Source organism: Bradyrhizobium genomosp. I (2014), assembly GCF_000261685.1.
Classification (GTDB): Bacteria; Pseudomonadota; Alphaproteobacteria; order Rhizobiales; family Xanthobacteraceae; genus Bradyrhizobium.
On sequence record NZ_AJQE01000391.1, the window covers coordinates 21,527 to 30,516 of the forward strand.

The 8,990-nt window shown below is 58.9% G+C and carries 7 protein-coding genes and 1 pseudogene; 7 read left to right on the forward strand and 1 reads right to left on the reverse strand.

Annotated features, from left to right (window positions below):
* Nucleotides 1-182: 182 nt before the first annotated feature.
* Entirely contained in the window at nucleotides 183-950 is a 768-nt protein-coding gene (locus IC50_RS34455) for a GntR family transcriptional regulator (RefSeq protein WP_081492589.1), read from the reverse strand.
* A gap of 539 nt (nucleotides 951-1,489) precedes the next feature.
* Between IC50_RS34455 and IC50_RS34460 the strand changes: the two genes are divergently transcribed.
* The 7 genes and pseudogenes from IC50_RS34460 to IC50_RS42850 form a co-directional block, all read left to right on the forward strand.
* Nucleotides 1,490-2,824 carry an NtaA/DmoA family FMN-dependent monooxygenase gene (locus tag IC50_RS34460; protein WP_035715768.1) on the forward strand — a complete coding sequence of 445 codons (1,335 nt, stop codon included), beginning with the start codon at nucleotides 1,490-1,492 and terminating at the stop codon, nucleotides 2,822-2,824.
* A gap of 32 nt (nucleotides 2,825-2,856) precedes the next feature.
* A complete protein-coding gene (locus tag IC50_RS34465) occupies nucleotides 2,857-4,545 on the forward strand; it encodes an ABC transporter substrate-binding protein (protein ID WP_050991188.1) in 1,689 nt (562 codons plus the stop codon).
* Nucleotides 4,542-5,504 carry an ABC transporter permease gene (locus IC50_RS34470; protein ID WP_011084418.1) on the forward strand — a complete coding sequence of 321 codons (963 nt, stop codon included), beginning with the start codon at nucleotides 4,542-4,544 and terminating at the stop codon, nucleotides 5,502-5,504. The genes IC50_RS34465 and IC50_RS34470 overlap by 4 nt, the downstream gene beginning before the upstream one ends.
* Entirely contained in the window at nucleotides 5,501-6,382 is an 882-nt protein-coding gene (locus IC50_RS34475) for an ABC transporter permease (protein ID WP_028144229.1), read from the forward strand. Before IC50_RS34470 ends, IC50_RS34475 begins: the two co-directional genes overlap by 4 nt.
* On the forward strand, nucleotides 6,379-8,106 hold the full coding sequence (locus IC50_RS34480) for a dipeptide ABC transporter ATP-binding protein (protein WP_014498066.1): 1,728 nt from the start codon (nucleotides 6,379-6,381) through the stop codon (nucleotides 8,104-8,106). Before IC50_RS34475 ends, IC50_RS34480 begins: the two co-directional genes overlap by 4 nt.
* Nucleotides 8,107-8,394: 288 nt before the next feature.
* Nucleotides 8,395-8,577 (forward strand): hypothetical protein, encoded by a 183-nt coding sequence (locus tag IC50_RS42180; protein WP_014498065.1) that lies wholly within the window; start codon nucleotides 8,395-8,397, stop codon nucleotides 8,575-8,577.
* 140 nt (nucleotides 8,578-8,717) lie between these two features.
* Nucleotides 8,718-8,990, forward strand: a pseudogene (locus IC50_RS42850) (IS110 family transposase); the annotation flags it as partial.

Here is an 8,990-nt window from a genome sequence, read left to right on the forward strand (position 1 = left end):
TCAGGTTTTGTCCCGTAGGTATCTATATCGGGGCGTTCTCTGTGATATGAAATGCATCAATAGTTGATCGGCATCCGGCTCGCGGCGGATTACGACCCTGCCGCCACTTGCGAGGTACCAAAGTTCGCCGCAGGCGCGCGATGTGCAAGCTCACGCATCGATTCTACGGCAGAAGTTCAGTGTCAGGTCAGCTTGCCTGCGGCCCTGTTCGTTTGCTTGGCCTCTGTTTCTTGAAGGTGCCGAACCAGAAGCTCGCCGGAGGTCTTGTTGTGCTCGCGTGCGTAACGTTCGGAGGCGGCCGCATCGCCCCTGAGCAGCGCGTTGACCATTTTCTCGTGGTTCGCAATGACCATGTCGGGTCGTTCAAGGATTGCGTTTGAAGAGGCCATGTACATGCGAACCTGATGTTCGACCAGGCCGTAATGATCGGCGAGGCGGTTATGTCCCGAAAGGATGACGATCGCCTTGTGAAGCGCGAGGTCACTATCGTTGATCCGCTTCTGGTTGCGGCTTTTTGCGGCGGCCTTCATGTCATCGTAGGCCGCCTCGATCGGTCGCCTTCGATTCGGGTTGGCGGCAGCGAGCTGCGCGGCGAGGCCTTCCAGGCTGGATCGAAGTGTGCACAGCTCCCATGCATCCCTGGATGTCAGGCTCGCGACTTCCCAGCCTGAGTAAGGCTTCTGCTTCACCAGGCCCTCGCTCATCAGCCGCTGCAGCGCAGCCCGTATCGTGCCACGCGACACGTTGAGCCCCGTTGACAGTTCGGTTTCTGTCAGACGCTTTCCTGGCGCCAGGGCGCCACTGGTGATCGCCTGGCGGATAACATCGGCAGCCGCACGATCCAAACTCCGCTTCTCGATGAATCCCGCGATGATCTCAGCAGCCATTTTTCCCCCAGTCGTGTTTTCGCGGAATTTTCGTTCTGACTTCCGGCAGATATTGACGAACATTCGCCGTTGACACCAGACAATTCGTGCTATTTGCTAATTGTCAACAATCAGCAGTTGTCCGGGCCCGCTTGAGTATTTCCGAACCAAGGATTGTGTCCGCACGCGAGGCCTGCAGCGTGGTCTGCCGATGAGGCCATTGGGCTGAATCTAGCTATGGCCCATCGCCCAGAACCAGGGATCAACTCGCAACCGGCACCATCGACGCAGTGCCGTTCAATTTCCGACGGAGACTGGATGCGCGAGGGTCGCGTTCTTTCTGGTCGGGGAGCGTGGGCACGTCGATGTGACTGCATAGATAGATGGGCTTCTCAGTCACGGAGTTTATCGTTTCGCGGCGGAAGGAATTTCCAACAGAAATCTCATTGTCCGGCCGCACGAATTGAAACAGGCATTCTTATTTTTCCACCGCGGTTGACGCTGGCCGGCTACTCAGCAATGTTAAATTGTCATGAGGCATTCATGACGATCTAAAATTGAGTGAGTGCGATGACGTTTTTGAGCTTCCGGTGCACCTCCACACGAACCGCATGTGCCGCGTGATGACGTCAGCGCTTGAACGTGAGCTTCACCTTGGCTTGAACCTGCATGGCGCTGGGGGACATGCCGCAGCGTGGCGGTGGCCCGGAAATCCTCCCGGCGCATTTTACGATATTGACCATTACGTACGAGCCGCAAAGCTCGCCGAGCGTGGAAAGCTCGACGCGGTTTTCCTCGCCGACACGCCAGCGCTCAATCCAGCAATCGACAACCACCCGCCGCTCAACGGCATCGAGCCGACGATCACGCTTGCCAGCATTGCGCGAGAAACAAGATTTGTCGGTCTGATCGGCTCGGCATCCACCACCTACAACGAACCCTATAACCTCGCGCGCCGATTCCAGTCGCTTGACGTTGTCAGTGGCGGCCGTGCGGCCTGGAACGCAGTCACGACGTCCAATGTCTATACGGCCAAAAGCTTTGGCGGCGACGAGCTATCACGTGATGACCGTTATCGCCGCGCCGAAGAATTCGTGGAGGCGGTGCGAACCCTTTGGCATAGCTGGGGAGAAGGCGCTCTTGTCCTGGATCAGGCGTCGGGGCGGTTTGGTGATCCGAGCAGGCTGCGGACGACGAGGCATGCCGGCGAGTTCTTCGACATCAGCGGGCCACTGACACATCCGGGCTCAAGACAGGGGCAGCCCGTTATTTTCCAGGCCGGCGGATCGGATCAAGGGCTTCGGTTCGCGGCCCGAAGCGCCGATGCCGTGTTCTCATCGACAGGCGATTTGGAAATCGCCTTGCGCGAGGCCGATCGCCTCAGGTCGTTTGCTTCTCAACATGGACGACGGGCGCCCCTTGTGCTGCCGGGTATCGTCACGTTCGTCGGCGGGACCGAAGAGGAAGCAATCAAGCGCAAGGCGGAGCTTGACGATCTAATCAACTTTGACGTTGCCCTTGATGCGCTGGCCAGTCGTTTCGGTATCCCTGCCGAAGGGCTGAAGATCGACGAGCCAATCGACCTCAGCTTACTGCCGGGACATGCGGACGCTGCTTTTTCCATTGGCCAACATCGCACTGTGGAAGCTCTCGTGCGCTCCGGCAAAACAGTCCGCCAGATCATCGTAGAGGCGCCTGCTTATGGCCACCGGGTGCTGGTCGGATCGCCGGAACAGATTGCCGCATCCTTCGAAGAATGGTTCCGGGCTGGCGCAGTCGACGGGTTCAACGTCATACCTGATGTTCTGTCCGACGGCACGCCTGCGTTCGTCGATCACGTTGTTCCCGTTCTTCAGCGGCGCGGCTTGTTCCGCTCGGATTATCGCGGCGAAACGCTGCGCGAGCACCTCGGCATCCCACTGCAGGGCGAGCGCACCGACCAGGTCTCCGCCGCCTGAGTGCTTCTCCTTTATCACATTCGGAGCTTATCATGTCCAAGCCGGCTGCCGTTCATGCGGTGTTTCTTCTCAAAAGTCTGAATCGTCGTGTGAAGTCTCGCGCCGCAATCATCGCCATCGCGATGTCTGGCCTTTCGATTGCGGATCCGGTGCACGCGGAGGGCGCTTCGGCTGGCAAGCCGCAATCGGATGGGATTATCCGGTACGGACACTTCCAGGAGCCGCCGTGCCTCTATGGTGGTTGGGTGCAGCAGTGGTACCTTCAGCGTCAATTCAGCGACAATCTGGTCGCCAGGGCTGAAGACGGAAGGATCCTGCCTTGGCTTGCGACCGCCTGGACCATCTCGGATGACCGCAAAACTTACACCTTCCAGATCAAGCCCGATGTCAAATTCACGGACGGGACGTCTCTGGACGCCCAGGCGGTCGTCGATAACATCAATGGATGGCTGAGCGACAGTCCGGAGCTCGAGAACCCCACAGCCGGTCCTTATCTCAGGGGCATCTTCGAGTCCGCGGCGGTTGCCGACCCGCTGACGCTCAAAATCACGTTGAAGACGCCGTTCGAGCCGCTGCTGAATGTCTTTGCGCAGTCCTCGCAAGGCATCTTGTCGCCGACGGCGCTTAAGCGTAGCAAGGCCGTGAACTGCGAAAGCCCAGTTGGTTCGGGTCCGTTCATCGTAGAGAAATGGAACCGCGGCAAGAACGTCATATTCCGTCGAAACCCAAACTATAATTCGGCGCCGGCCACTGCCAAGCATCAAGGCCCAGCCTATGTCGAAGGAATTGAGTGGCGTTTTCTCGCTGACCCCACGATACGCTACGGCTCACTTCTGACCGGCGAATCCGACGTTGTCTATCATATCCCTGCCGTCAACTGGCAGGACGCCAATTCCCGGTTCAAGATCGTGCGCCACCTCACGGGTGGAACGCCGCTTCGGCTTGCGTTGTTCTCCGAGAGACCGCCGTTCGACGACGTGCGTGTCCGGCAGGCTTTTGCTTACGCCTCGGACCGACGTGCTGCCGTGCAAGCGGCGTTTCTTGGCTCACTGCCCTATGAGGGCAATTTCGCTTTGAGCCAAAGCTCGCCGGAATATGTCAGCGAGCTCTCAAAATCCTATTCCTATGACATCGAGAAGGCGAACAAGCTGCTCGATGAGGCTGGCTGGGCGGAGCGCGATGCAAACGGCATTCGCAGCAAGAACGGCAAAGCGCTGATCATACGCATCACCTACACCAATGCCTTTTCGCCTCCCGACGGCGATCAGGTCCTGCAGATCATCCAGCAGCAAGCGAAGGCCGCAGGGTTCGACGTGCGGCTCCAGCCGACCAACCAGGCTGATTTCTGGGCAGGAAAGAATCTTGGTCCAAATGACTATGAGGTCGTTCCACTGTATTGGGTTGCGCCTGGCGCCGAGATCTATCGTATTTCGTACAAGCCTGACCTGAATGGTGTCCGCAATCCCTTCAATCCATCCCGCTATCAGGATCTGCCCCTGTGGGACATCATTCAGAAGGCTGAACAGGCTGGTGACAAGGCGCAACGCACCGCGCTTTATCAGCAGGCGGAACGGCGGATTATCGAGAACGCGCCGTCCCTGAGCTACACGGTTTTGGACGTCACCCTCGCTTTAGCCGATAATGTGAAGGACATCTGGCTCGACAGCGGGTCGGTGGGCGAGCCCGTTTTCTCGGACGCATATTTCACCGACAAGAAATGAATGCGGTGAAGACGATAGGCCATCAAAGCCTTTGGCTAGCGCGCCGGCTCTTGTCCGGCCTGATCGTGGTTTGGGCCGCGGCGACATTTACCTTCTTTGTGCAGTTTCTGATGCCCGGGGAACGGGCCCAGATCATCTTCAATGCAAATAGCGGAAACGTGGGAGAGATTCCTCGGGACCAGCTACTCGCCATCAACGCCAAATATGGCTTCGATCAACCCGTCTTCGTGCAATACGGAAAGTATGTAAGGGACGTGATGCACGGAGACCTTGGGCAGTCCTACGTCCAATATCAACCTGTCACAGACCTGATTGCGCGCCAGATCGGACCAACGATTGCGCTCGCTTTTGCCGCCATGTTGACCGCCTGGATCATCACCATCACGACCACGGTTCTTTTCGCCGGCCGTAACAACATATGGTCCAAGGCGCTAGGCGGGTTTCAGGTCTTCCTGGCAACCCTGCCGCCCTATTGGCTGGCGACAATCCTGCTGGTCGTTTTCGCGATCCAGCTTCGCTTGTTTCCTGTCGTGGGCGGCAACACCCTCATGGGCCTCGTTCTGCCTACGATGGCCCTGGCCTTGGAAATCTACGGCTTCCTTGGTCAAGCGGTCTTGAGCGGATTCACGCGGGTTCTTGATCAGCCTTTCATCACCTCATCGAGAATGCGCGGCACAGGTGATCTCAGCCTCCGTCTACGTCACGCTCTGCGCCATGCGGCCTTGCCGGGGATCACCCTTTCCGGCTGGATCATAGGCAAGCTGCTGTCGGGCGCCGTATTGATCGAAGCGGTCTTCGGCCGTCAGGGGCTCGGCGGCGTCCTTGTCGCAGCATCGTCCACACGCGATGTCCCGGTCGTGTCAGGGGTGATCCTGGTTTCAGCTGCGCTGTTTGTCGCCGCCAGCTTGATCGTGGATCTCACGATACAACTCGTCGACCCGAGGATGAAAGAGGCATGAGTTTCGCCAATGGCTCCGCGGGACATACAAAAGCGTTCATCACTGCAAGAGTGCTGACGGGCGCCCGTATGTTTCCGGTTCCGGTCTATATCGCGACTGTCTTCACGGCCTTCTTCCTCATCGCGGCGATTGCGCCGAAACTGCTTCAGACGCATGATCCGTTGGCGCTGAGCTTGATGTCACCTCTCAGGGCCCCTTCATTGACGCATTGGCTGGGGACGGACCAGTCCGGACGGGATCTCTATTCCCGCATCGTGGCGGGGACAGGTCAGTCTCTCTCCATTGGGCTGGGTGCGACTGCGCTCAGCCTTGCCATCGCGCTCATACTCGGCGTGACGGCGGGCCTGTCTGGCGGCTGGATCGACAACGTGCTCAGCCGGCTCTTCGACGCCCTGTTCGCTCTCCCCACTCTGTTCCTTGCGCTTCTCTTCGTTTCGTTGTTGGGCACCTCGGTCTCGACACTGATTATCGCGGTCGGCCTTGGAACATCGCCAGGATATGCACGCATGGTGAGGGTGCAGGTTCTGAGGGTCAAAGCTACTGGTTATGTTGAGGCGGCAAAGGCGTTAGGCCACTCGCCCAGGGACATCCTGTTCAAGCATATCCTCCCCAACGCAATCAGCCCGCTTGCGACAATGTTCACGCTCGGTATCGGGCAAGCCATCATTTGGGCATCCGGCCTTTCGTTTCTCGGCTTGGGAGTTGCGCCCCCGTCATCGGAATGGGGCGCACTGCTCAATGCCGGGCGCAACTACGTAATCTATGCATGGTGGCTCGAGGTCATGCCCGGGATCGCCATCGCTACCTTCGCGCTCTCAGTGACTGTCATCGGCCAGTACGTGCAGCAACGCCTGGAAGGAAGGATCGAGCTTCCATGAACGTGACCTATCCCGCAGCTTCCTTCCGGCAAAATGCCACAAAGCCCCCGGCTAGCGACCCGTTGCTCACCGTACAAAACCTCAACGTTTCCTTCGGGCCGGCGCATTCGCGGCGAGCTGTGGTCAAGGGGGTCTCTTTCAGGGTTGAGGAAGGCCGGTGCGTCGCGATCGTCGGTGAATCGGGATCAGGCAAAAGCGTTACGGCCCGGACGCTGGTTGGTCTGACCGGGGCGCGATCTCATGTCCAAGCTGACCGCCTGACTTTTCAGGGGAAGAATATCGATCGACTCGGTGACAGGGAATGGAGAGCCTTGCGCGGCAAGCGCATTGGCTTTGTGTTACAGGACGCGCTGGTGTCGCTCGATCCGCTGAGACCGGTTGGCAAGGAGATCGGTGAAGCACTAAGTGTTCACCGTGCAATCAGGACACGCGCAGACTTGACGGAACGGGTAGTTGAACTTCTGAATCTCGTGGGCGTGCCCGAGCCGGCGGTCAAGGCGCGGCAGCTTCCACATGAGCTTTCAGGCGGGCAACGGCAAAGAGCCTTGATTGCGACGGCAATCGCACTCGATCCAGCTCTTTTGATCGCAGATGAGCCCACGACGGCGCTGGACGTTACGATCCAGGCGCAAATCCTGGATCTGCTCAGTGAAACCCGCCAACGCGGCAAGGCCATGATTCTCATCAGCCACAATCTTGCCGTGGTATCGCAGATGGCCGACGAGGTTATTGTGATGCGACACGGCGAAATCGTCGAGCATGGCTCATCAGAACAGATTTTTGGTGACCCGAGACATGATTACACGCGGGGCCTCCTCAAGGCGATCCCATCCGTCCGGTCACGCGGGAGCCGTCTTTCGTCCTCGACGGCGCCGCGCTTCATCTCGGCTGAAGGAGAGACCAGAGCGCTGACCCAGTCGAATATGGCACAGCGTTGTAGTCCCCTGCTTGAGGCGGAACGGCTCGTCAAGCGCTTTCGCGGACCGGATGGCAAGCTGCGTACCGTCGTCAATGACGTCTCGTTTCGCCTCGGCCATGGAGAGACGCTAGGCATCGTCGGCGAGTCAGGGTCTGGGAAGACGACCGTGGCACGCATGGCGCTCGCGCTCGAAAGGCCGGACCAAGGAGAGGTGACACTCGAGGGTTCGCCGTGGACTGCAGCGACTGAGAAAGAGCGCCGCCAGCGGCGATCGGATATCTCGGTCATCTACCAGGACCCACTAAGTTCATTCGATCCGCGTTGGACCATCGAGCGTGTCATTGATGATGCCTTGGCCAGACGTAGCGGAAATCCCCTCGACAGAGCCAGTCGACAATCGGAGGTCAGCGAGCTGCTTGATCTCGTGGGTCTGTCACCAAACTTCAGGACCGGGCGTCCACTGGAACTGTCGGGCGGTCAACGCCAACGGGTTGCGATCGCGCGCGCAATTGCTCCGCGCCCCAAGATCATCGTGTGTGACGAGCCGGTCGCGGCACTTGACGTATCCATTCAGGCGCAAATTCTCGATCTGCTTGGAGATCTCAAGTCGCATTTGCGTGTCAGCTATCTATTCATCTCGCATGATCTCGGCGTCGTGCATCACCTCAGCGACCGCGTTCTTGTCATGCACCATGGCGTGGCCGTCGAAGCCGGTGGAGCGGACGACGTATTTTTACGGCCTTGGCAACCCTATACGAGGAAGCTGGTCGCGGCCGTTCCACAATTGCACTTCCAGGCGGCATAAATTTCAGAGGCCAGCCGCACATGTCGGCTCAGCGGGAGGGTGACTGCGCGGGCCAGTGCTGTGGAAGGCAGGAATGTCGGGCCGTGTCCATGCAGCATCCGCGCTGGCTGAAACCCCGTCCCCCTGTTCGGACCATGCAAATGCCCGTCCTCGAAGGGCTCCACTGCGAGACGTCAATCCACAAGATGCGACGACCGATCAGCGCACCGGGTCAGGTGGGTCTGGCGTCGTTTGGGCGACTCACGTTACCCATCATTCCCGACCACATCACTGCACAATGGGAATGAAATGTTTGCAGCAACCCGCGAACTGCCGGCCTCTGGTTACGCACTTGAAGTGGATGGCCGACTCAAGGCCGAATTTGCAACCAGAGACGGCGCCAGGGCAGGCGGAGAAGAACTCAAGAAGCGCTTTCCCATGCTTCAGATCAGGATCTATGACGCGCAGACGCAAGCGCGCGAGGACATCTAGATCCGCGGACTGGCGGATTTTTCCGATTCGCGTGTGCGGCTTCCGCCGCACCGGGCTCTCGTGTTGGGGTGGACGGCCCCCTTCCACCGGTGTGCGTGGCAGGATGGGGTCGTCGATGACCTCAAACGAAGGAGCCGTCCGTGGCAATTGCTCGAATCGGTTTGGACACGTCAAAAAGCGTATTTCAGCTACATGGCGTTGACGGGATGGAGCAACCAGTCTTGCGGCGCAAGTTGAGGCGCGGCCAGGTTCTGGAGTTCTTCCGTCGTTTGCCGCCAGCGTTTGTCGCAATGGAAGCTTGTGGCGCGTCGCATTATTGGGCGCGGGAGCTGCGATCGCTCGGACATGAGGTCGCGATGATCCCGCCACAATATGTCAAGCCGTATGGTGCGCCCCGACGGCGCGTATTACCA

Excerpts from the sequence above, each read along its gene's own strand:
- IC50_RS34455 (WP_081492589.1), bottom strand. The coding sequence starts at position 950 with ATGTTCGTCAATATCTGCCGGAAGTCAGAACGAAAATTCCGCGAAAAC.
- IC50_RS34460 (WP_035715768.1), top strand. The coding sequence starts at position 1,490 with ATGACGTCAGCGCTTGAACGTGAGCTTCACCTTGGCTTGAACCTGCAT.
- IC50_RS34465 (WP_050991188.1), top strand. The coding sequence starts at position 2,857 with ATGTCCAAGCCGGCTGCCGTTCATGCGGTGTTTCTTCTCAAAAGTCTG.
- IC50_RS34470 (WP_011084418.1), top strand. The coding sequence starts at position 4,542 with ATGAATGCGGTGAAGACGATAGGCCATCAAAGCCTTTGGCTAGCGCGC.
- IC50_RS34475 (WP_028144229.1), top strand. The coding sequence starts at position 5,501 with ATGAGTTTCGCCAATGGCTCCGCGGGACATACAAAAGCGTTCATCACT.
- IC50_RS34480 (WP_014498066.1), top strand. The coding sequence starts at position 6,379 with ATGAACGTGACCTATCCCGCAGCTTCCTTCCGGCAAAATGCCACAAAG.
- IC50_RS42180 (WP_014498065.1), top strand. The coding sequence starts at position 8,395 with ATGTTTGCAGCAACCCGCGAACTGCCGGCCTCTGGTTACGCACTTGAA.